The organism is Curtobacterium sp. RM9, from assembly GCF_054956955.1.
Genome location: NZ_CM143271.1, coordinates 1,555,787 through 1,577,137, shown reverse-complemented (window position 1 = coordinate 1,577,137; position 21,351 = coordinate 1,555,787). Strand labels below are relative to the sequence as shown.

General features: G+C 71.2%; 16 protein-coding genes. 6 read left to right on the top strand and 10 right to left on the bottom strand.

Going from position 1 to position 21,351, the window contains the following annotated elements; translation table 11 throughout:
* Positions 1–3 precede the first annotated feature (3 nt).
* Both ACY3FI_RS07445 and ACY3FI_RS07440 read left to right on the top strand, forming a co-directional pair.
* Positions 4–1,245: a thiolase family protein gene (locus tag ACY3FI_RS07445; protein ID WP_462550150.1), complete on the top strand. Its 1,242-nt coding sequence runs from the start codon at positions 4–6 to the stop codon at positions 1,243–1,245.
* A 2-nt stretch (positions 1,246–1,247) separates the two neighbouring features.
* Positions 1,248–3,386: a 3-hydroxyacyl-CoA dehydrogenase NAD-binding domain-containing protein gene (locus ACY3FI_RS07440; protein ID WP_462550149.1), complete on the top strand. Its 2,139-nt coding sequence runs from the start codon at positions 1,248–1,250 to the stop codon at positions 3,384–3,386.
* 127 nt (positions 3,387–3,513) lie between these two features.
* Here ACY3FI_RS07440 and dxs read toward each other — a convergent pair whose 3' ends face one another.
* The 5 genes from dxs to dut all read right to left on the bottom strand — a co-directional run bounded on the left by dxs (position 3,514) and on the right by dut (position 10,601).
* Positions 3,514–5,448, bottom strand: a complete 1,935-nt coding sequence (gene dxs / locus ACY3FI_RS07435; protein WP_462550148.1) for a 1-deoxy-D-xylulose-5-phosphate synthase — start codon at positions 5,446–5,448, stop codon at positions 3,514–3,516.
* A gap of 131 nt (positions 5,449–5,579) precedes the next feature.
* On the bottom strand, positions 5,580–8,417 hold the full coding sequence (locus tag ACY3FI_RS07430) for an aconitate hydratase (RefSeq protein ID WP_462550147.1): 2,838 nt from the start codon (positions 8,415–8,417) through the stop codon (positions 5,580–5,582).
* A 128-nt stretch (positions 8,418–8,545) separates the two neighbouring features.
* Positions 8,546–9,346: a DUF3159 domain-containing protein gene (locus tag ACY3FI_RS07425; RefSeq protein ID WP_462550146.1), complete on the bottom strand. Its 801-nt coding sequence runs from the start codon at positions 9,344–9,346 to the stop codon at positions 8,546–8,548.
* Between the two features lie 44 nt (positions 9,347–9,390).
* Entirely contained in the window at positions 9,391–10,113 is a 723-nt protein-coding gene (locus tag ACY3FI_RS07420; protein WP_462550145.1) for a DUF3710 domain-containing protein, read from the bottom strand.
* The gene (dut, locus tag ACY3FI_RS07415; RefSeq protein WP_462550144.1) at positions 10,110–10,601 is read right to left on the bottom strand and encodes a dUTP diphosphatase; all 492 of its coding nucleotides are present in this window, start codon (positions 10,599–10,601) and stop codon (positions 10,110–10,112) included. Before dut ends, ACY3FI_RS07420 begins: the two co-directional genes overlap by 4 nt.
* Before the next feature lie 58 nt (positions 10,602–10,659).
* Between dut and ACY3FI_RS07410 the strand changes: the two genes are divergently transcribed.
* Positions 10,660–11,100 (top strand): DUF3093 domain-containing protein, encoded by a 441-nt coding sequence (locus ACY3FI_RS07410; RefSeq protein ID WP_462550143.1) that lies wholly within the window; start codon positions 10,660–10,662, stop codon positions 11,098–11,100.
* Between the two features lie 129 nt (positions 11,101–11,229).
* Here ACY3FI_RS07410 and ACY3FI_RS07405 read toward each other — a convergent pair whose 3' ends face one another.
* Positions 11,230–11,523, bottom strand: coding sequence for a DUF4193 domain-containing protein (locus ACY3FI_RS07405; RefSeq protein ID WP_462550142.1), 294 nt, complete (start codon positions 11,521–11,523; stop codon positions 11,230–11,232).
* Positions 11,524–11,799: 276 nt separating this feature from the next.
* Between ACY3FI_RS07405 and sepH the strand changes: the two genes are divergently transcribed.
* The gene (gene sepH / locus ACY3FI_RS07400) at positions 11,800–12,813 is read left to right on the top strand and encodes a septation protein SepH (RefSeq protein WP_462550141.1); all 1,014 of its coding nucleotides are present in this window, start codon (positions 11,800–11,802) and stop codon (positions 12,811–12,813) included.
* Positions 12,814–12,942: 129 nt separating this feature from the next.
* Here the strand turns inward: sepH and ACY3FI_RS07395 are convergent, their stop codons facing one another.
* The gene (locus tag ACY3FI_RS07395) at positions 12,943–14,094 is read right to left on the bottom strand and encodes an alkaline phosphatase family protein (protein ID WP_462550140.1); all 1,152 of its coding nucleotides are present in this window, start codon (positions 14,092–14,094) and stop codon (positions 12,943–12,945) included.
* 25 nt (positions 14,095–14,119) lie between these two features.
* On the opposite strand from ACY3FI_RS07395, the gene ACY3FI_RS07390 reads away from it, so the two are divergent.
* Positions 14,120–16,606 (top strand): DNA gyrase/topoisomerase IV subunit A, encoded by a 2,487-nt coding sequence (locus tag ACY3FI_RS07390; RefSeq protein WP_462550139.1) that lies wholly within the window; start codon positions 14,120–14,122, stop codon positions 16,604–16,606.
* Between the two features lie 120 nt (positions 16,607–16,726).
* On the opposite strand, the gene ACY3FI_RS07385 is transcribed toward ACY3FI_RS07390, so the two are convergent.
* Entirely contained in the window at positions 16,727–18,844 is a 2,118-nt protein-coding gene (locus ACY3FI_RS07385) for a DNA gyrase/topoisomerase IV subunit B (protein WP_462550138.1), read from the bottom strand.
* Positions 18,845–19,022: 178 nt separating this feature from the next.
* On the opposite strand from ACY3FI_RS07385, the gene ACY3FI_RS07380 reads away from it, so the two are divergent.
* Complete coding sequence (locus ACY3FI_RS07380) at positions 19,023–19,247, top strand: DUF7455 domain-containing protein (RefSeq protein WP_462550137.1); 225 nt, start codon at positions 19,023–19,025, stop codon at positions 19,245–19,247.
* A gap of 72 nt (positions 19,248–19,319) precedes the next feature.
* On the opposite strand, the gene ACY3FI_RS07375 is transcribed toward ACY3FI_RS07380, so the two are convergent.
* Both ACY3FI_RS07375 and ACY3FI_RS07370 read right to left on the bottom strand, forming a co-directional pair.
* A complete protein-coding gene (locus ACY3FI_RS07375; RefSeq protein WP_462550136.1) occupies positions 19,320–20,093 on the bottom strand; it encodes a type 1 glutamine amidotransferase in 774 nt (257 codons plus the stop codon).
* Positions 20,090–21,349: a MurT ligase domain-containing protein gene (locus ACY3FI_RS07370; RefSeq protein WP_462550135.1), complete on the bottom strand. Its 1,260-nt coding sequence runs from the start codon at positions 21,347–21,349 to the stop codon at positions 20,090–20,092. The genes ACY3FI_RS07375 and ACY3FI_RS07370 overlap by 4 nt, the downstream gene beginning before the upstream one ends.
* Between the last annotated feature and the right edge of the window lie 2 nt (positions 21,350–21,351).

The window sequence follows — 21,351 nt, the reverse complement described above, 5'->3', positions numbered from 1 at the left end:
TCGATGAGGATCTGGAGGCCCAGATTGCCAAAGGCAGCAGAAGTCGTCTTCGTGGACGGCGTCCGGACACCGTTCGGACGAGCCGGAGAGAAGGGGGTGTTCTGGCGGACCCGTGCCGACGACCTCGCGGTCCACGCGATGCGCGGGCTCCTCGACCGGAACGCGTCGCTCGACGGCGCAGCAGTCGACGACGTCGCCGTCGCCGCGACCACGCAGCAGGGCGACCAGGGCCTGACGCTCGGCCGCACCGTCGGCATGCTCGCCGGTCTGCCGAAGTCGGTGCCCGGCTACGCGATCGACCGCATGTGCGCCGGCGCCATGACGAGCGTCACGACCCTCGCCGGGTCCATCGCCTTCGGTGCCGCCGACGTGGCCATCGCCGGCGGTGTCGAGCACATGGGCCGACACCCGATGGGCTTCGGCGCCGACGTCAACCCGCGGTTCATCGCGGAGCGCATGGTCGCGAGCGACGCGCTCGTGATGGGCAGCACCGCCGAGCGCCTGCACGACCGCTTCCCCGCGATCACGAAGGACCGCACCGACGCCTACGCCGTGCAGTCGCAGCAGCGCTACGCCGCCGCGTGGGCGGCCGGCAAGCTCCAGCCCGACGTCGTGCCGGTCGAGGTGGACACCGGCGAGGGCTGGGACGTCGTCACGAAGGACGAGCCGCCCCGTCCGGGCACCACGCTCGAGGCCCTCGCCGCACTGAAGACCCCGTTCCGCCCGCACGGCCGGATCACCGCGGGCAACGCCGCCGGGTTGAACGACGGCGCGACGATGAGCCTCCTCGCGTCGGCCGACGCCGCGAAGGAGCACGGCCTGCCGACGAAGATGCGGATGGTCTCCTTCGCGTTCGCCGGCGTCGACCCCGAGGTCATGGGCATCGGCCCGGTGCCGGCCACCGACAAGGCGCTCGCGAAGGCCGGACTGACCATCGACGACATCGGGCTCTTCGAGATCAACGAGGCCTTCGCCGTGCAGGTGCTCGCCTTCCTCGACAACTACGGCATCGCCCAGGACTCCGAGGACGTGAACGCGTGGGGCGGCGCGATCGCCGTCGGCCACCCGCTCGCGTCCAGCGGCGTCCGCCTGATGAACCAGCTCGCGGCGCAGTTCGCCGAACGTCCCGACGTCAAGTACGGGATCACGACGATGTGCATCGGGCTCGGCCAGGGCGGCACCGTGATCTGGGAGAACCCGCACCACTCGCGCTCCGCGGAGCGCTCTGCTCGGAAGGGGGCCTGACGATGACCGTCGTCGCCAACGACCGCCTGCTCGCCCTCAGCGAGGACGAGGTCGTCACACACTCGTACGTCAAGCACGTCGACCTGCCCTCGGGTGGGACGCTCGCGCTCATCACGCTGGACAACGGCAAGGACCACAAGCGCCCCAACACCCTCGGGCCGCGCACGCTGGACGAGCTGTCCGGCGTGCTCGACACCCTCCGCGCCGAGGCCGCGGCCGGCACGATCGCCGCGGTGGCGATCACCGGCAAGGAGTACTGCTTCGCGGCCGGCGCCGACCTGACCCAGGCGGCCTCGGTGCCGTCGCGTGAGGTGGCGCACGACCTCGCGGCGCTCGGACACGCCACGCTCCGGAAGTTCTCCGAGCTCGGTGTGCCCTCGTTCGCCTTCGTGAACATGCTGGCGCTCGGCGGCGGCCTCGAGGTCGCGCTGCACTGCACGTACCGCGTGTTCTCCTCGGCCGCGCAGGGCATCGGGCTGCCCGAGGTCTTCCTCGGCATCATCCCGGGCTGGGGCGGCGCCACGCTGCTCCCCCGCCTCATCGGACCGGAGCGCGCGCTCCGCGTCATCGTCGAGAACCCGCTCAAGAACAACCGCCTGCTGGACGGGCCGGCAGCGGTCGAGCTCGGCATCGGCGACGCGCTCATCCCCTCGGTCACGTTCCTGCCGTCCGCGATCGCCTGGGCCGACGGCGTGCTGACCGGCCGCACGAAGGTCGTCCGGAAGAACGAGCCCGGCATGATCGAGAAGGCCGCGTGGGGCACCGTCGTCAAGGTCGCCCGCAACCAGGTCGCGGCGAAGATCGGGACCGTGCCGAAGTCGCCGTTCCGCGCGCTCGACCTCGTCGCCGCCGCGAAGTCCGGGTCGCTCGACGAACGCTTCGCCGACGAGGACGACGCCCTCGCCGACCTCATCTCCGGCGACCAGTTCGCCGCATCGATGTACGCGTTCGACCTCGTGCAGAAGCGGGCGAAGCGACCCGTCGGGGCTCCCGAGGGCGTCGAGGCGAAGAAGATCACGAAGGTGGGCGTGCTCGGCGCCGGGCTCATGGCGTCGCAGTTCGCGCTGCTGTTCGCCCGCCGCCTCGGTGTCCCGGTCGTCATCACCGACGTCGACCAGGCACGGGTGGACGCCGGTGTGTCGCGCATCTCCGACGAGGTCGACAAGCTGCTCGCCAAGCAGCGGGTCTCCCCCGACGACGCCAACCGCATCAAGGCCCTCGTCAGCGGCTCGGTGTCCTACGACGCGTTCGCGGACGCCGACTGGGTGATCGAGGCCGTGTTCGAGGAGATGAGCGTCAAGCAGGACGTCCTCGCCCGCATCGAACAGGTCGTCTCGCCCGACGCGGTCCTGGCCACGAACACCTCCTCGCTCTCGGTGACCGAGATGGGATCGGTCTTGTCCGACCCCTCGCGGCTGGTCGGCTTCCACTTCTTCAACCCGGTCGCGGTGATGCCCCTCCTCGAGGTCGTCCGCACGGCGCAGACGTCCGACGAGACGGTCGCCACGGCGCTCGCGGTCGCGAAGACCCTCAAGAAGACGGCGATCGTCACGGCCGACCAGCCGGGCTTCGTCGTCAACCGGGTGCTCGCCCGGGTGCTGGGCGAGGCGATGCGCGGCGTCGAGGAGGGCACCTCCTTCGAGACCGTGGCCGAGGGGGCCGCACCGCTCGGGCTGCCGATGTCGCCGTTCGAGCTGCTCGAGCTCGTCGGGCTGCCGGTCGGCGCGCACGTGCTCGACTCCCACCACGCCGCATGGCCGGAGCGCTTCTACCCGGGCGACGGGCTCAAGCGTCTCGCCGAGCACGGCCGGATCCTGACGCGCGACAAGAAGGGCAACGCGAGCGGGTACGACCCGGCTGCCGTGAAGCTCGTCGCACCGTCGAAGAAGGACGCGAAGCCGGTCGACGCCGCCGAGATGCAGCGGCGGTTCGAGGACGCCCTCGCCGACGAGGTGCACCGCATGCTCGAGGACGGGGTCGTGCAGCACGTCGAGGAGATCGACCTCGGTCTGATCCTCGGCGCCGGCTACCCGTTCCAGGCCGGCGGGATCAGCCCGTACCTCGACCGCTCCGGAGCCTCGGAGCGCGTCTTCGGCGGGACGTTCCACGACCCCGCGATCGTTGGTCCCGCCGGGCGCTGACCCGCCCGCACAGCGCCGGCGCCGCTCCGCGGCCTCGAACCACGGAAGCGACGTCGATCCAGCCCCATCGGCTGGTTCGACGTCGCTTCCCTGGTTCGACCTGCACCGCCGACGAGCGGCCGCCGCGTCAGCGCTCGGCGCCCTCGCGCGTCCGCGCCGGCTTCGCCTGGGGCACCTTCGTCCCGACGACCTGGTCGATGACGTCTCGGGCGATCGCCTGCGCCGTCAGACCCACGTCGCCGAGGATCTCGGAGCGCGAGGCGTGGTCGATGAACGCGTCGGGCAGTCCGAGCTCGTTCACCCCGGTGTCGACCCCCGCCGCACGGAGGTCCTGCCGGAGCCGCGTGCCGACACCGCCGACCCGCACGCCGTCCTCGATCGTGATCACGAGGCGGTGCTCCCGGGACAGCTCGATCAGCGACGACGGGATCGGCACCACCCAGCGCGGGTCGACGACGGTCGCACCGATGCCCTGGGCCTCGAGGAGCGCCGCGGCCTCGAGCGCCGTCGGCACCATCGACCCGACGGCCACGAACAGCACGTCGGGTTCCTGCCCGTCGGAGGGGTCACGGAGCACGTCGACACCGTCGGACAATCGTCGGACCGCAGGGATGTCCGCGCCGACCGAGCCCTTCGACCACCGCAGGACCGTCGGGGCGTCGTCGACCGCGACGGCCTCGGCGAGCTCCTCGCGCATGGTCGGGGCGTCGCGGGGCGCGGCGATGCGGATGCCCGGCACGACCTGCAGCAGGGCGAGGTCCCACATGCCGTGGTGCGAGGGGCCGTCCGGGCCGGTGATGCCCGCACGGTCGAGGACGAAGGTCACGCCGGCGCGGTGCAGTGCGACGTCCATGAGCACCTGGTCGAACGCCCGGTTGAGGAACGTCGCGTAGAGCGCCACCACGGGGTGCAGGCCGCCGAAGGCGAGCCCGGCAGCCGAGGTGACCGCGTGCTGCTCGGCGATGCCGACGTCGATCACCCGGTCCGGGTGCTGCTCCTGGAACAGGTGGAGTCCGGTCGGCCGGAGCATCGCAGCCGTGATCGCTACGATCTTCGGATCGGCGGCGCCGAGCTCGGCGAGCGAGGACGCGAACACCGAGGTCCACGAGGGACCCGACGACACGTCGAGCGACTCCCCCGTCTCCGGGTCGATGTGCCCGACGGCGTGGAACTGGTCGGCCTGGTCACGGAGCGCCGGCTCGAAGCCGTGGCCCTTCTCCGTGATCGCGTGCACGATCGTGGGCGCACCGTAGGCCTTCGCCTGGCGCAGGGCTGCCTCCATCGCGCGCTGGTCGTGCCCGTTCACCGGCCCGATGTACTTGATGTCGAGGTTCGAGTACAGCGCCTCGTTGTTCGCGAAGCGGGACAGGAACCCGTGCAGGCCGCCGCGCATCCCCCGGTAGATCGCCCGCCCGGGTGCGCCGAAGCGCGAGGCGACCGCCTGGCTCGTCTCGAACAGCGCGCGGTACTCGCGGCGGGTCCGGACAGAGCTGAGGAAGCGCGCCATGCCGCCGATCGTCGGTGCGTACGAGCGCCCGTTGTCGTTGACGACGATGACGAGCCGACGGTCGTTGCCGTCCGAGATGTTGTTGAGCGCCTCCCAGGTCATGCCGCCGGTGAGCGCACCGTCCCCGACGACGGCGACGACCGTGCGGTTCGTCTGCCCCGTCTGCTGGAACGCACGCGAGATGCCGTCCGCCCAGGACAGCGACGACGAGGCGTGGGAGGACTCGACGATGTCGTGCTCCGACTCGCTGCGCTGCGGGTACCCGGCGAGACCGCCGCGTTCCCGGAGCCGCGAGAAGTCCTGCCGCCCCGTCACCAACTTGTGCACGTACGACTGGTGTCCGGTGTCGAACACGAACGGGTCGTGCGGCGAGTCGAACACGCGGTGCATGGCGAGCGTCAGCTCGACGACCCCGAGGTTCGGCCCGAGGTGCCCGCCGGTCTTCGCGACCTCTGCGACGAGGAAGCGGCGGATCTCGGCGGCGAGCTCCGTCATCTGCGCGTCCGACAGACGCTTGAGGTCGCGCGGCGACGAGATGCTGCTGAGCAGGCTCACGGGCGCTCCTTTCGTGGGGCAGGCCACCACCCTAGCCGCGCTGCTGCAGAACGGACGGGAGGCGCGGTGCCAGCTGGCACCGCGCCTCCCGTCCGTCTCGTGGTCACGTCAGCGACCCGTGCTCGCCTCCGTCAGACGAGCGAACGGAGCACGTACTGCAGGATGCCGCCGTTGCGGTAGTAGTCGGCCTCACCGGGGGTGTCGATGCGGACGACCGCGTCGAACTCGACCGTCTGCTTGCCCGCCGGCGAGTGCTCGCTCGGCTCGGCGGTGACGTGCACGGTCTTCGGGGTGCGGCCCTCGTTCAACTCGGTCAGCCCGGAAATCGAGACGACCTCGGTGCCGTCGAGCCCGAGGGACTCGACCGTCTCGCCCGCCGGGAACTGCAGCGGGACGACGCCCATGCCGATCAGGTTCGAGCGGTGGATGCGCTCGAAGCTCTCGGTGATGACCGCCTTGACGCCGAGCAGGTTCGTGCCCTTCGCCGCCCAGTCGCGCGACGAGCCGGAGCCGTACTCCTTGCCGCCGAAGATGACGAGCGGGATGCCCTGCTCCTGGTAGTGCTGCGAGGCGTCGTAGATGAACGACTGCTCGCCGTCGGGCGTCGTGAAGTCACGGGTGTAGCCGCCCTCCACGCCGTCGAGCAGCTGGTTGCGCAGCCGGATGTTCGCGAAGGTGCCGCGGATCATGACCTCGTGGTTGCCGCGACGCGAGCCGTAGGAGTTGAAGTCCTTCCGGTCGACACCGTGCTCGGCGAGGTACTTGCCCGCGGGGCTGTCGGCCTTGATCGACCCGGCCGGCGAGATGTGGTCCGTGGTGACCGAGTCGCCGAGCTTCGCGAGCACGCGGGCGCCGGAGATGTCCGAGACCGCGTCGGGCTGCATCGTCATGCCCTCGAAGTACGGGGGCTTCCGGACGTAGGTCGACTCGGTGTCCCACTCGAAGGTGTCGCCCGTCGGGGTCGGCAGGTTCTTCCAGCGGTCGTCGCCCTCGAACACGGAGCCGTACTCGTGGGTGAACATCTCGGTGTCGATCGACGTGTCGATGACGTCCTGCACCTCGGCCGCGTCGGGCCAGATGTCCTGCAGGAAGACGTCGTTGCCGTCCTGGTCGGTGCCGAGGGCGTCCGTGTCGAAGTCGAAGTGCATCGACCCGGCGAGGGCGTAGGCGATGACCAGCGGCGGGGACGCCAGGTAGTTCATCTTGACGTCGGGGTTGATGCGGCCCTCGAAGTTGCGGTTGCCGGAGAGCACCGCGGTGACGGCGAGGTCGTTGTCCTGCACGGCCTGCGAGATCTCCTCGGGCAGCGGGCCCGAGTTGCCGATGCAGGTGGTGCAGCCGTAGCCGACCGTGTAGAAGCCGAGGTCCTCGAGGTAGCTGGTCAGGCCGGCCTTCTCGTAGTAGTCGGTGACGACCTTCGAGCCCGGCGCGAGGGTCGTCTTGACCCACGGCTTGGCCTTGAGGCCCTTCTTCGCGGCGTTCCGGGCGAGGATGCCGGCGGCCATCATCACCGACGGGTTCGACGTGTTCGTGCACGAGGTGATCGCGGCGATCGCGACGGCCCCGTGGTCGATGGTGAACGGGTCACCCTGGCCGACGGACACCGAGGTCGGCTTCGACACGGAGCCGGGCGCGCTCGACGCGTGCACGGGGACCTCGGAGGCCGGGGCGTCCTGCAGGTCGTCGACCGCGTGCTCGTCGCCAGGCGCGGCAGCGACCGGGTCGGAGGCCGGGAAGGTGTCGGCGACGGCCTTGTCCTCTTCGGTGTGGTCGATGCTCGCGTAGTTGGCGAGGTCGACCTCGAACTGGTCCTTCGCCTTCGACAGCTCGATGCGGTCCTGGGGACGCTTCGGGCCGGAGATCGACGGGACGACCGTGGACAGGTCGAGCTCCATGTACTCGGAGTACGACGGCTCGACGGCCGGGTCGTGCCAGAGGCCCTGGGTCTTCGAGTACGCCTCGACCAGGGCGATCTGTTCCTCGGAGCGACCGGTCAGGCGGAGGTAGTCGAGCGTGACGTCGTCGACCGGGAAGATCGCCGCGGTCGAGCCGAACTCCGGCGACATGTTGCCGATGGTGGCGCGGTTCGCGAGCGGGACCGCCGAGACGCCCTCGCCGTAGAACTCGACGAACTTGCCGACGACGCCGTGCTTGCGGAGCTCCTGCGTGATCGTCAGCACGACGTCGGTCGCGGTCACGCCGGCCGGGATCGCGCCGGACAGCTTGAAGCCGACGACCTTCGGGATGAGCATCGACACCGGCTGGCCGAGCATCGCGGCCTCGGCCTCGATGCCGCCGACGCCCCAGCCGAGCACGCCGAGGCCGTTCACCATCGTGGTGTGCGAGTCGGTGCCGACGAGGGTGTCGGGGTACGCGTAGAGCTCACCGTCGAACTCGCGCGTGTACGTCACCTTCGCCAGGTACTCGATGTTGACCTGGTGCACGATGCCGGTGCCCGGCGGGACGACCTTGAAGTCCTCGAACGCGGTCTGCCCCCAGCGCAGGAACTGGTAGCGCTCCCCGTTGCGCTCGTACTCGAGGTCGGTGTTGCGCTGGAGCGCGTCCTCGCGGCCGAAGAGGTCGGCGATCACGGAGTGGTCGATGACCATCTCGGCCGGCGACAGCGGGTTGATCTTGTTCGGGTCGCCGCCGATCTCGGCCATCGCCTCGCGCATGGTGGCGAGGTCGACGATGCACGGCACGCCGGTGAAGTCCTGCATGACCACGCGGGCCGGCGAGAACTGGATCTCGGTGTCCGGGTCGGCCTCGGGCTTCCACGAGCCGAGCGCACGGATCTGCTGCTCGGTGACGTTGGCGCCGTCCTCGGTGCGGAGGAGGTTCTCAAGCAGCACCTTCAGGCTGTACGGGAGCTTCTCGTGCCCGGGCACCGTGTCGATCCGGTGGATCGCGTAGTCGACACCCCCAACCGACAGCGTGTCCTTCGAGCCGAAGCTGTTGACTGCAGCCACTGTGCCGCCTCCCTGGTGATCGGTGTGCCTCGATCTTGGCGGGCCGCGGAACGTCCCACCAGCAAGGCAAACCTAATCCCGGCGACGCGTCCGCGCCCTCGGGAAAGTGTCTTGATGTCGAGACAACCCTACACCGCGGCGGGGTCCTCGCGCCGCACGAACACCGTGCGGACGAGCAGCCAGGTGACCCAGAGCACGGCGGCGTAGAGCGGCACGCCGAGGATCAGCTTGAGGCCCGCGAGCAGTTCGACCTGGGCGGTGAGGTAGAGCGGCACCTCGACCGCGAGCCGGAGCGCGAACAGCCCGACCCAGATCCACGTGGCGACGGTCAGCACGCGCCGCTTGGCCGGGTCGGCGCGCCAGTCGACGTGCGAGCCGTCCTCGTTCGCGGGCAGGAGGAACCCCACCACGACCCCGATGAGCGGCCACCGGACCGCCAGCGTCACGAGGAGCCCGACGAGCCAGACGGCGTTGATGACGATGCCGGGGATGAAGTTCGTCTCCGCGCGCCCCGTCACGAGCGCGAGGACCGCCGAGACGGCCACGCCGAGGATGCCCGCGAAGGACATCGTGAGCGACTGGCGCTGCGCGAGACGGAGCACGACGAACACGAGTCCGACGACGACGGGGATCACGACGCTCGGGACGAGCTCCTTCGTGATCGCGTACACGACGAGGAACGCGAACCCGGGCAGCACCGACTCGGCGAGGCCCCGGACGCCGCCGACGGCCCCGAGCAGGGCGCGGCCGGACGGGGTCTCCCCGGGAGCGACCCTGGCGATGCCGGCGTTCTGCACCGCGGCGCGGAACTGTGCCGAGAAGGACGGCGCAGCGTCGGTCGCCGCCGGACGCGAGCCGGTCCCGTCGACCGGGGCGACGCCCTGGTCGGGAGCGTCCGTGGGTCGCTGGATGTCGTCGTGGTCCGGCACCGTGCCTCCAGGCCGTGTCGTGTCGTTCGGTGGGCCGCCGGGCGTCAGACGGCGGACTGGGCCGACTTCGGCATGTGCAGCGGGATGAGGTCGCGCGGCGGCATCGGCGTGGTGCCGCGCACCACGACGACGCTGCGGAACAGCTCCTCGATGTCGCCGGCCGCCTCGGGGTCCTCCGCGGCCTTGCCGGCGATCACGCCGCGCAGGAACCAGCGCGGGCCGTCGACGCCGACGAAGCGTGCCGGACGTGCGCCGTCGGTCCCACCGTTGCCGTCCGAGACGACCGGCACCAGCGCGCGGAGCTCCGGGCCGAACGGGCCGTCGACCTCGGTCACGGTGCCGCCCTGCCGCTCGATCTGCTCGGCAATCTGGCCGCGGATCTCGTGCCACAGGCCGGTGGAGCGCGGCGCCGCGAACGGCTGGACCTGCAGCGTCGACTCGTCGTAGTCGAGCCCCACGGCGACCACGCGCTGCGAGCCCTCCTCGACCTCGAGCCGGAGGTGCAGCCCCTCGCGCGGGAGGACCTTCACGCCGCCGAGGTCGACGTAGGGGCGCACCAGGTTCGCCTCGGTCTCGTCGTGCGGGCCGTTCTCGGCGCGGTCCTCGGGTGCGGACTTGTCGGTCGGTGCGACCGCGTCAACCTCGTCGAGGTCGGCGTCGGCGTCGGTCGCGATGTCGACCTCGGGGGTCGTGTCCGCGACCTCGACCTCGTCGGCGACGGCCTCCGCCACCTCGACCTCGTCACGCTTGCGTCGCCCGAACTTCATGCGTGCGTCCCTTCCTGAACGTCTGCGGCGGCGCCCGTCGGGGCACCGCTCCGGTCACCGTAGCCCGACGATCCGAAACCGCCCTGGCCGCGGACGCTCTCGGGGAGTTCCTCGACCCGGGTGAACGACACCTGCGGGACCGGCATCACGATCATCTGTGCGATGCGGTCGCCCACGTGGACCTCGTGGGCCTCGGTCTGGTCGGTGTTGAGCAGCGCCACCTTGACCTCGCCGCGGTACCCGGCGTCGACCGTGCCCGGCGCGTTCACGATCGTGATGCCGTGCTTCGCCGCGAGGCCGCTCCGCGGGACCACGAAGGCCGCGTAGCCCTCGGGCAGCGCGATCCGGAGTCCGGTACCCACGAGACGTCGCTCGCCGGGACGGAGCACGAAGGCCTCGGTCGAGACGAGGTCGGCTCCGGCGTCGCCGGGATGGGCGTGGCCGGGAGCGTTCGCCCCGGTCCAGAGCACGTCGACTGGTTCGGTCACGAGGACGAGGGTAGTGCAGACCGTGATCGTTCCGTGACCTCGGATGAGTCGTGGTGGGATGGACCCCGTGACCGTGTACCGCGAACGACTCTGGGCCCCGCCCGCCCTCTACCTGGCGACCGCCCTCGTCATCCCCGCCAGCCTGCTCGTGTTCCTGCCGATCAGCGTCCTCGCGGGCGTGCTCGTGGCGATCGGCATGTACCTCGGTGTCGTCGTGCTGCTCTGGGCCCTCGCTCCGACGATCGAGGTCACGGACACCGAGTTCCGAGCCGGGAGGGCACATCTCCCCCGGACGCTCGTCGGCGAGGTCGCGGGCTTCACCGGGCCCGAGGCCACCACGCAGCGCGGGCCGGCGCTCGACGCCCGTGCGTGGACGCTCTTCCGCGGGTACGTGCGCGGGGTCGTGCGCGTCGAGGTGCAGGACCCGGCCGACCCGACGCCGTACTGGCTCGTGAGCGTGCGGAACCCGGACGCGGTCGTCGCAGCGCTGCGGTCCTGACGGCGGCGCGGCGCGCGCGGGGCAGCCGGAGCCCGGCCCCCGCGCGCCGGCGCCCCGCGCGCCCGCGCCCCCGAGCACGCAGAAGGGCCCGCCGCTCCGGGGAGCGGGGGCCCTTCGTGTCGTGTCGCGTTACAGCGCGGCGCACTCCGCGCAGACCGGGCCGAGCTTCGACTCGTGGTCGAGCTGCGAGCGGTGCTTCACGAGGAAGCACTCGACACAGGTGAACTCGTCGACCTGGGGCGGGAGCACGACGACGTCGAGGTCGACGTCGCTGAGGTCCTGTCCGGCGAGCTCGAAGCTGCCGGGGTTGTCGGAATCATCGTCGACGACCCCCGACATCTTGTCGGGAACGCGCTCCTTGAGGGCCTCGATCGACTCCGAGTCGTCATCGGTCTTCCGGGGGGCGTCGTAATCGGTGGCCATGCCCATCCATTTCTCGTATCGAGACATCGTCGCCGGTGATCGGCGGCGACAGTATGCAACAGGACTCGTCCGGGCGCAAACCGAGCGTCGTACGGTCCGTTCTGCCCGTTGAACCCGCAGCGGGTACCGGCCATTCCCGTCCGGCCCCCGCGCGTGTCGGGAACGATCGCGCAGGAGTCCACGGCACGCCCGTGCGCCTCCCCGGGATCGGTCCGGCGCGGCTGCATACTCACCGGGTACGAGGGACGACCGTCCCGACGTCTGGGAGGCGGAACCATGCAAGACGTGAGAGTCATCGGGGTCGAGTCCGGCGCGCTCCTGCTCGCCACCGACGGCGGGACCGAGTTCCGGCTGCCGGTCACCTCGTCCCTGCCCGGCCAGGTCCGGCAGGCGAGCCCCGAGTCGATGCCGCACAAGCGCGTGTCGCCGAAGGACGTGCAGGCGCGCATCCGCGGCGGTGCCGACTCCGCAGACGTGGCCGCGGCGCTCGACGTCGACGTCGAGTACGTCCGCCGGTTCGAGGGACCCGTGCTCGCGGAGCGCGCGTTCATCCTCGACGCCGCCCGCCGCGTGCACGTGGCCCCGGCCGACGACGACGCCCCCGACTCGTTCGGCGAGGCGATCGACACCAAGCTCGAGGACGGCCACGCCTCGTCCGTGGCATGGGCATCATGGAAGCACCCCGAGGGCGGGTGGCAGGTCCGGGTCCGCTACACCGCGGACGAGGTCGAGCACGACGCCCAGTGGCGCTTCGACCCGAAGACCTCGACCCTGTCGCCCGACAACGGGGACGCACACCGCCTCTCGCACGTCGACGACGAGGGCCTCACGCCCCGCCTGCGCGCGGTCGAGCCGGAGCGCCAGGACACCGACGGCACGCGGTTCGACTCCGGGGCCTTCCGCGTCGACGCCCCGGACGAGGACGTCACGAACCCCGAGGTCCCCGAACGCGCGCCGCTCCGGGCGCCGCTCCCCCGCATCGGTGCCGCCGCCGTCGAGGAGCGTGCCCCGGGCAACGAGACCGCCGACCTGCTCGAGGCGCTCCGCCGTCGCCGCGGGGAGCGCGAGGCCGCCGGCTTCGGCGAGCAGCAGGACGAGCCGCGCGGCACCTCGATCAGCGTCGTCGACATCCCGCTGCAGGGGTTCGACGACCAGCCCGCCGAGCCGACGTCCCAGCGTCCCGCGTCCGCCCCCGAACCGGAACGCGCGGAGCGGAAGAAGCGGAACCGCCGGTCGATGCCGAGCTGGGACGAGATCGTCTTCGGCACCCGCCCGGAGGACCCGGCCTGATCGCCGCGGCGCCTCGGTCTGGAGGCCCGGTGCAGCCCCGCCACGCTCCTCGCGTCGCGGGGCTGCTCCCGTCTCCGGCGCGGCGCCGGTCGTGCGCGCAGGTCCGGCCCGCGAGCGCACCCCGCGGACTCAGCCCGCGAACGCCCCGGCCAGGCGCAGCGGCACGAGGGTCTCGTCGTCCGTCATGGCCCCGTGCTGCCCGATCATCCGACCTGGTACGTCCTTCGGTCCCAGCGCCCGGTCGTCGTTGAACGCCCACGAGCCACGTGCGACGACGACGACGTCGCCGATGCGCGGGAGCACCCGGTCGTCCACCGCACCGAACCACCCCGCGGCCACGGCCTCGGCACGGCTGGCGACGTACGCGCGCTTGCCGTAGCGGGAACGCCAGGCCTCGACGAGGGCCGGCACGTCGGTGCCCGGCGCGACGGTGAGCTGCCGGCACCGCGGATCGCCGGCGACGCCCACCACGTCGGCGAGGAGCTCCGGGTCGATCGCGATGTTCGCCTCGTCCGGGACGTCGAGCACGCCGTGGTCGGCGGTGACGAGGACGCCGACGTCGGGTGCTCCGCGTGCCTCGAGGCGGGCGAGTTCGCCGTCGAGCAGCTCGAGCGCCGCCGTCCACCGGTCGGACTCCCAGCCGCGCTTGTGCCCGATCGAGTCGAGCTCGGGGACGTAGAGGTACACGAGCGAGCGTCCGGACGCCGTCTCCGCGAGGGCGGCGTCGACACGCTGCGGGATCGAGTCGGCGGCGACGTAGCGGGCTCCGCCGAGCACGTTCGCGGTCATGCCCGAGGACCGGTAACGCGTCGGGCCGACGACCACGGGGTCGACGCCGAGCTCGGCGGCGCGGGTGAAGAGCGTCGGCGTGAGGAGCCACCCCGGCGGCACCTCGTCGTCCCAGCCGCTGAGCAGGTTGACGACCCGTTCCCCCTCGGGCTCCCACCCGCTGTACCCGACGACGCCGTGGGTGCCCGGCGACCGACCGGTCGTCAGCGTGCTCAGGGCGGCGGCGGTCGTCGTCGGGAAGCCGCTGCGCAGCCGCTTCTTCGTGGTGACCAGCCACCGCGCGTGGCCGGCGCGGGCCGACAGCGCGTTCGCACCGAGGCCGTCGACCAGGACGACGACCGCGGAACGGGCGGGACGGAGGGTGATGCGCGCCTCCAGACCGGCGGTCCGCAACCACGCGTCGTCCGCGGCGCCGAGCGCGACGAGGCAACTCGGGAGCACGTCGGCGAGGTTCGCGGTGGCGTCGGGGGCGCTCGGTACGCTGGGGGGCACGCGACGATCCTCCCAGAAAGGTGTCATGGCACGCACGGAAGCAGTCGGCCTGCCCGACGGTGAACGCATCGAGGACGTCGACGTCTCCGAGGAGATGCAGGGCTCGTTCCTCGAGTACGCGTACTCCGTCATCTACTCCCGCGCGCTGCCCGACGCCCGCGACGGGCTGAAGCCCGTCCAGCGCCGCATCCTCTACCAGATGGCGGAGATGGGTCTGCGCCCCGACCGCGGCCACGTGAAGAGCGCCCGCGTCACCGGCGAGGTGATGGGCAAGCTGCACCCGCACGGCGACGGCGCGATCTACGACGCCCTCGTCCGCATGGCGCAGCCCTTCACGATGCGCGTGCCGCTCGTCGACGGTCACGGCAACTTCGGCTCCCTCGACGACGGTCCGGCCGCAGCGCGCTACACCGAGGCCCGGCTCGCCGAGCCGTCGATGGCGATGACCGAGGGCCTCGGCGAGGACGTCGTCGACTTCGTCCCGAACTACGACAACCAGATCATGCAGCCCGGTGTGCTGCCCGCGGCGTTCCCGAACCTGCTCGTGAACGGGGCCTCGGGCATCGCGGTCGGCATGGCCACGAACATGGCGCCGCACAACCTGGGCGAGGTCGTCGAGGCCGCGAAGCACCTGCTGCTCCACCCCGACGCCTCGCTCGACGAGCTGATGGAGTTCGTCCCGGGGCCGGACCTCCCCTCCGGCGGCACGATCGTCGGGCTGTCGGGCGTGCGCGATGCGTACGCCACCGGGCGCGGCTCGTTCCGCACCCGGGCGAAGGTCAGCGTCGAGAACCTCACCGCGCGCAAGGCCGGTCTGGTCGTCACCGAGCTGCCGTACCTCGTCGGACCAGAGCGCGTGATCGAGAAGATCAAGGACGGCGTCCAGTCGAAGAAGCTCGTCGGCATCTCGGACGTCAACGACCTCACCGACCGCAACCACGGGCTCCGGCTCGTCATCGGGATCAAGTCCGGGTTCAACCCGACCGCCGTGCTCGAACAGCTCTACAAGCACACCCCGCTCGAGGACGGCTTCGGCATCAACAACGTCGCGCTCGTGAACGGGTCGCCCCGCACGCTCGGGCTGCGCGAACTACTCGACGTGTACGTGCAGCACCGGCTCGACGTCGTCACCCGGCGTTCCGAGTACCGCCTCGCCCGTCGGCGCGAGCGGCTGCACCTCGTCGAGGGCCTGCTCATCGCGATCCTCGACATCGACGAGGTCATCCAGGTGATCCGCACCTCGGACGACTCCGAGGCCGCGCGCTCGCGGCTGCGCGACGTCTTCGACCTGTCCGAGGTGCAGGCGGAGTACATCCTCGAACTCCGGCTGCGGCGTCTGACCAGGTTCTCGCGCATGGAACTCGAGGGCGAGCGAGACCAGCTGCTCGCCGACATCGCCGCGCTCGAGGAGCTCCTCGCCTCGGACGACCGTCTCCGCGCGCAGGTCGCGCTCGAGCTGACCGAGGTGTCCGACCGGTTCGCCACGCCCCGACGCACGCTCCTGACCGAGGCCGATGCGCCGGTCCGTGGTGGTCGCAAGGCCGCGGTCGACCCCGAGTCGCTGCAGATCGCGGACGCCCCGTGCCGCATCCTGCTGTCGACGACCGGGCGACTCGTCCGGGTCGACGTCCCCGACACCGACCTCGGGATCGTCCGGGTGCCCAAGCGCTCCAAGCACGACGCCGTCCGGTCGACCGTGCTGTCGACCGTCCGCGGGCAGGTCGGCGCGCTCACCTCGACCGGCCGGGTCCTGCGGTTCTCCCCCGTCGACGTGCCCGCGGTGCCGCCGGCCTCGGTCCGCCTGGACGCCGGGGTCCGGGTGTCCGACTACCTCGGCATCGCCCGGACCGAGACGGTCGTCGCACTCGTCGACCTGTCCGCGGGCGCAGCGGACTCACTCGCGATCGGCACCGAGCAGGGCATCGTCAAGCGGGTCGCCACCGGCGCCTGGCCGGACAAGGACGAGTTCGTCGCGATCGGGCTCAAGCCGAAGGACGCCGTCGTCGGTGCCGCGCAGGCGCCCGAGTCGGACGACCTCGTGTTCATCACGTCGAACGCGCAGTTGCTCCGGTTCCCGGCCTCCGGCGTCCGCCCGCAGGGGCTCCCGGCAGGTGGCGTCGCCGGCGTGTCCCTGTCCGCCGGCGCGTCGGTGATCTGGTTCGGCTCCGTCGCCCGATCGGAGGACGCCGTCGTCGCCACGGTGTCGACGTCCTCGGAAGCGCTGCCGGGCACGGACACCGGGCGCGCGAAGGTCTCCGCCCTGTCGGAGTTCCCGGCGAAGGGCCGAGCGACGCAGGGTGTCCGGGCGCACGCGTTCCTGAAGGGCGAGGACGGCCTCACCGTGGCGTGGGCGGGCATCGCACCGCCGCACGCCGTCGGGTCGGACGGCGCCGCACGGACACTGCCGGACTGGCTGTCGAAGCGCGACGGATCGGGTGCGCCGCTCGAGGCGGTCATCGCGACGATCGGCGGGAGCGCAGCGGCGCTGGACGGGACCGCGGGCGAGGCGTAGGCGTAGGCGCGGCGCCCGGGCGGGCTCCGGCGCCCAGCGACTTCACGCGCTCAGCGACACCTCACGCCCAGCAACGCCCGTGAGGTGTCGCTCAGCGCGTGAGGTCGCAGAGCCGCGCGCCTACGCGTCGATGCGGTCGCGGTCGAGCCCCTCGCCCGCGAGGATGAACTCCTTGCGCGGCGCCACGTCGTTCCCCATGAGCAGCTCGAAGACCTTCGCAGCACCCTCGGCATCGGTGACGTTCACCCGACGGAGCGTCCGGTGCGTGCGGTCCATCGTGGTCTCGGCGAGTTGGTCGGCGTCCATCTCCCCCAGGCCCTTGTACCGCTGGATCGGCTCCTGGTACTTCTTGCCCTGCTTCGCGAGCTTCTTGAGGACGGCCTGCAGCTCGGCCTCGGAGTAAGTGTACAGCGTGTCGTTCGGCTTGCCGCGGTTCACCACGACGACCCGGTGCAGCGGCGGCACGGCGGCGAACACCCGGCCCTGCTCGATCATCGGCCGCATGTACCGGAAGAACAGCGTCAGCAGCAGCGTCCGGATGTGTGCGCCGTCGACGTCGGCGTCGGACATGATGATGATCTTGCCGTAGCGGGCCTGGTCGATCTCGAACGTGCGACCCGAACCGGCACCGATCACTTGGATGATCGAGGCGCACTCGGCGTTCGACAGCATGTCGGACACCGAGGCCTTCTGGACGTTGAGGATCTTGCCCCGGATCGGCAGCAGCGCCTGGTACTCGCTGTTCCGTGCGAGCTTGGCGGTACCGAGCGCCGAGTCGCCCTCGACGATGAAGAGTTCGGTGCCCTCGGCGTCCTGCTTGCGGCAGTCGGCGAGCTTCGTCGGCAGCGAGGAGTTCTCGAGCGCGTTCTTCCGGCGCTGGGTCTCCTTGTGCGCGCGGGCGGAGATGCGCGTCTTCATCTCCTGTACGACCTTCTCGAGCAGCGTCGCGGCCTGGGCCTTCTCGGTGCGCTGGGTCGAGGTGAGGATCTCGGTGAGGCGCTTCGACACCACCTGGTCCACGATCTTCCGGACTGCGGGGGTGCCGAGGACCTCCTTCGTCTGACCCTCGAACTGCGGCTCGGGCAGCCGGACGGTGAGCACGGCGGTGAGCCCGGCGAGCACGTCGTCCTTCTCGAGCTTGTCCTGGCCGACCTTGAGCTTGCGGGCGTTCGCCTCGACCTGGGCGCGCACGGCCTTCACCAGACCGGACTCGAACCCGGCCTGGTGGGTGCCGCCCTTCGGGGTCGCGATGATGTTCACGAAGCTGCGGAAGACGGTCTCGTAGCCGCTGCCCCAGCGGAGGGCGAGGTCGACCTCGCAGGTGCGCTCCACCGAGGTGGACACCATGTGGCCCTTGTCGTCGAGCATCGGGACGGTCTCGGTGAAGGTGCCCGTGCCCTGGATGCGCCAGACGTCGGTCACCGCACCGTCGACCGCGAGGTGCTCGACGAACTCGCCGATGCCGCCCTCGTAGCGGAAGCGCTCGATGACCGGGCCGGCTTCGACCGTCGTGCCGGTGGCCTCGGCGCGGGCGGCTGCGGCCTCGATCGACGCGGGACGCCGGTCGGTGATCGTGATGCCGAGCCCCGGGACGAGGAACGCCGTCTGCCGTGCACGGCTGACGAGGTCCGTCGTGCTGAACTTCGCGTCCGACGTGAAGATCTGCCGGTCCGCCCAGTAGCGGATGCGCGACCCGGTCACGCCCTTCTTCACCTTGCCGACCACGCGGAGCTCGCTCCCCGAGGTGAACGGCGTGAACGGCGCGTCCGGCCCGTCGCCCGCGAAGGTGCCGGGCTCCCCGCGGTGGAAGGACATCGCGTAGGTCTTGCCGCCCCGGTCGACCTCGACGTCGAGGCGCTCGGACAGCGCGTTGACCACCGAGGCACCGACGCCGTGCAGACCGCCCGAGGCCGCGTACGACCCCGAGCCGAACTTGCCGCCGGCGTGCAGCTTCGTGAACACGACCTCGACCCCGGTCAGCCCGGTCTTCGGCTCGACGTCGACCGGGATGCCGCGCGCGGTGTCGCGGACCTCGACCGAGCCGTCCTCGTGCAGGACGACGCCGATCTCGTCGCCGTGTCCGGCCAGGGCCTCGTCCACCGAGTTGTCGATGATCTCCCACAGGCAGTGCATGAGGCCACGGGAGTCCGTCGACCCGATGTACATGCCCGGTCGCTTCCGGACCGCCTCGAGCCCTTCGAGGACGGAGAGATGGCGTGCGGAGTAGTCGGAGCTCACCTCCCGATCGTACCGGCGGGCCCCGACACGGCCGTCTCGAGCGGCGGCGTGCCCCGCACTGGGGTCGAGCGCTCCGCGCTCAGCGAAATGGCTGTCCGACAATGCATCACTCACAGGCAGCACGTGTTGAAATAGGTGGACCACCCCGCACCCCTGCGATCCCGTGAGGAGCACAGCAATGACCCAGACCGTGCAGGACCTCTCCATCGACGAACTCGGCGGCAACCAGCTCACCGCTGCCGACCGCTGCGACAGCTGCGGAGCGCAGGCCTACATCCGAGCCACCATGGCCAGCGGCGAGCTCTACTTCTGCGCCCACCACGGCGCGGAGTTCAAGGACAAGCTCGCGGCGACCGCCATCGAGTGGCACGACGAGAGCAGCCGGCTCTACGAGTCGAAGTAGTCTCCACCAGACGGACAGACGGGAGGCGCGGTGCCAGCTGGCACCGCGCCTCCCGTCTGTCTGCGGTCCGGATCAGGCGATCCGCTTGAACGCCTTGTCGACGTAGCGGTCGACGGTCGCGCGCGCTTCGCGCGCGTACCGGTCGATGGACGCCGTGCGGTCCGGGTCCGGTTCGTACGCACGGCCGAGCCGCGCGGCCGCAGCGGCGAGCACGCCGTCGGTGAGCTGCGGGTTGAGCGGCAGGATCGGACCCTGCGTGTGCGTGCCGAACGACGCACCCACGATCGCGCCCTCGACCGGAGCACCGGCCTGGTTGCCACCGCCGGAGACGACGTCCGCGAAGGGCTCGACGCCGGCGCCGAGCTCGATGCGGGTGGCGTGGTCCTCGAAGCCCGCGAGGCGCTTCGACGCGCCGCCCAGCAGCGGGTAGCGCGTGTCGAGCACGAAGTAGTTCACCCGGCGCTCGGCGCCACGGACGGCCCGCGCGTCGAACACGCCGAAGCCCGCCACGGGAGCGCCGTCGGTCGGCACGACCTCGTTCGTGGCGAGGTCGAATCCGCCACCGACCGCGACGACCGGAACACCGGCGGCCGCGAGGTCGCGGAGGGGCGCACCGATTCGGGCGACGTCGGCGCCGAGGGAGCGCATCGCGCTGAACGGGCCGTTGCCGACCACGACGACGTCGGCCGCGGTGGGCAGCGCGTCACCCGGGGCGTACTCGACGACCTCGGTCGCCAGGTCCGCGGCGGCAGCGCGGCGGACGAGTGCCGCGACGTTGCCGCGGTCGCCCGAGACGCCCATCTGACGGGGGTAGACGTGCAGGATGGTCAACCGGTCGGCCGTCATGCGGTCTTCTCCATGTCGGGGTGGCCGAGGGCCTTCCGCGCGATCATCATGATCTCGTAGTTGACGATGAAGTTCTTCGTGCCCGACGTCGTCGAGCCGAGCTGCTCCATGTGCCGGATCGCCGCCTCGACGTCGGGCTCCACACGACCGATGCGGACACCGGCGTGTTCGAGCGCGATCGCGATCTGCCACGCCTTGTCGCCGGAGACGACGTCCACGTGGTCGAGCTTCGAGAAGTCGATGTCGTAGATCCACGAGATGTCCGGCGTGCCCTCGTCGATCGCCATGAGCACCTGTTCGGGGTGCGACGGCAGCGCGTCGAGGTTGAGCTGGAGGCTCGCGGCGTTCTTGAACATCGTGAACTCGGCGGACTCACCGGCGATGGGGAGCCGTTCGCCGCGGCCGTAGGCCGGCTTCATCGTGCCGAAGGCCTTCGTCACGGCCTCGGGCCGGAACTGCGTTCCGAGCGCGGCACTCGCGGTCGCGGTGGCCGCAGCCGCGTCGACCGCGTAGTGCAGGCCGCGCGCCGGCAGCCGGACCGGGATGTCCGTGCCCTCGAAGCGGATCGTCGCACCGTCACCGGTGTTGACGACCACCTCGGACTCGGCGGCGTTCGGCTCGCCACCGGCGCGGTCGAAGTCGTCGGCGTTCTGCAGGCCGTTCGGCGCAGCCGCCACGACCTCGGTGCTCGCGCCGAAGCGGAGCACGTGCTGCCCGGGGCGACCGGCGTAGGCGTCGAGGAACTGGTCGTCGCGGTTCGTGATGACGTTCGCGGTGGACAGCGCCGCCGTGTCGAGCATCATCGTCGCCACGCGCTCGGTCTCGAAGAACCGGTAGAGCTGGTCGACCTGCACGTTGAGCATCGTCACCGTGGACGGCGACAGGATGCCGGCGAGCTCGACGGCGAAGGCCTCGTCGACCTCGAGGATGCCGATGTCCGCCTTCAGCCGACCGGTCAGCGACACCTCGGAGAGCAGCGCGGAAGCGATGCCCTGCGGCAGGTTCGCACCGGACGGGTTCGTGAAGACGCGGAGACCGTGCGCCCGGACGATGTCCGAGATCATGTGCGTCGTCGTCGACTTGCCGTTCGAGCCGAGCACGAAGACGACGCCGTTCGGGAACTGCTTCGTCACGTGCCGGAGGAAGTCCGGGACGAGCTTGAGGACGATGTAGCCGGGGTAGGCGGATCCCCCGCCACGCGCGCGAGCGAGGGCGCGGAGGATCCGCCCGACCAGGATCGGGATGACGAAACGCATGC

Bases quoted from the DNA above. Each gene is read 5' to 3' on its own strand.
- sepH (WP_462550141.1), top strand. From the start codon at position 11,800: ATGCAAGACGTGAGAGTCATCGGGGTCGAGTCCGGCGCGCTCCTGCTC.
- ACY3FI_RS07405 (WP_462550142.1), bottom strand. From the start codon at position 11,523: ATGGCCACCGATTACGACGCCCCCCGGAAGACCGATGACGACTCGGAG.
- ACY3FI_RS07370 (WP_462550135.1), bottom strand. From the start codon at position 21,349: ATGCGTTTCGTCATCCCGATCCTGGTCGGGCGGATCCTCCGCGCCCTC.
- ACY3FI_RS07420 (WP_462550145.1), bottom strand. From the start codon at position 10,113: ATGAAGTTCGGGCGACGCAAGCGTGACGAGGTCGAGGTGGCGGAGGCC.
- ACY3FI_RS07440 (WP_462550149.1), top strand. From the start codon at position 1,248: ATGACCGTCGTCGCCAACGACCGCCTGCTCGCCCTCAGCGAGGACGAG.
- ACY3FI_RS07380 (WP_462550137.1), top strand. From the start codon at position 19,023: ATGACCCAGACCGTGCAGGACCTCTCCATCGACGAACTCGGCGGCAAC.
- ACY3FI_RS07390 (WP_462550139.1), top strand. From the start codon at position 14,120: ATGGCACGCACGGAAGCAGTCGGCCTGCCCGACGGTGAACGCATCGAG.
- ACY3FI_RS07445 (WP_462550150.1), top strand. From the start codon at position 4: ATGAGGATCTGGAGGCCCAGATTGCCAAAGGCAGCAGAAGTCGTCTTC.
- ACY3FI_RS07375 (WP_462550136.1), bottom strand. From the start codon at position 20,093: ATGACGGCCGACCGGTTGACCATCCTGCACGTCTACCCCCGTCAGATG.
- ACY3FI_RS07410 (WP_462550143.1), top strand. From the start codon at position 10,660: ATGGACCCCGTGACCGTGTACCGCGAACGACTCTGGGCCCCGCCCGCC.